This is a genomic window from Actinomycetospora aurantiaca (genome assembly GCF_037401875.1).
GTDB lineage: Bacteria > Actinomycetota > Actinomycetes > Mycobacteriales > Pseudonocardiaceae > Actinomycetospora > Actinomycetospora aurantiaca.
Genome location: NZ_JBBEGN010000053.1, coordinates 1 through 426 on the forward strand (window position 1 = coordinate 1; position 426 = coordinate 426).

Genomic DNA, 426 nt, shown 5'->3' on the forward strand with positions numbered 1-426 from the left:
CGCGGTCGCGCGGGTCGCAGCCGGGGAGAAGATCAACGTCGCTCAGGTGTGTCGGGAGACCGGCGTGTCCAGAGCGGTGTTCTACGTCAAGCTCGAGCGGTTCAAGGCCGAGGGCAGCGCGGGGTTGGCGCCGCGGTCGCGGGCGCCACACTCACGACCCTCGACCACTGCTGAGCATGTCGGGGAGGCGGTGGTGCGGGCCCGCAAGGAGCTCGCCGACGAGGGCTGGGACAACGGGGCGATCACGATCCGCTGGCGACTGCTCGACATCGCCCGCAGCGGCGAGCACCCGACCGGCGGGCCGGTGCTCGACCCGGCCGAGGTGCCCTCGCGGGCCACGGTCCACCGCATCCTGGTCGAGCGGGGTCAGGTCGTCCCGCAGCCACGCAAGCGACCCAAGGCTGGGCGACGGTTCGTGCATCCGGC

Annotated in this window: 1 protein-coding gene; it reads left to right on the forward strand. The window is 72.8% G+C overall.

Annotated features, from left to right (window positions below; genetic code table 11):
* On the forward strand, window positions 1–426 hold a 426-nt coding region (locus tag WCD74_RS29865; RefSeq protein ID WP_337698576.1), incomplete at both ends, for a helix-turn-helix domain-containing protein.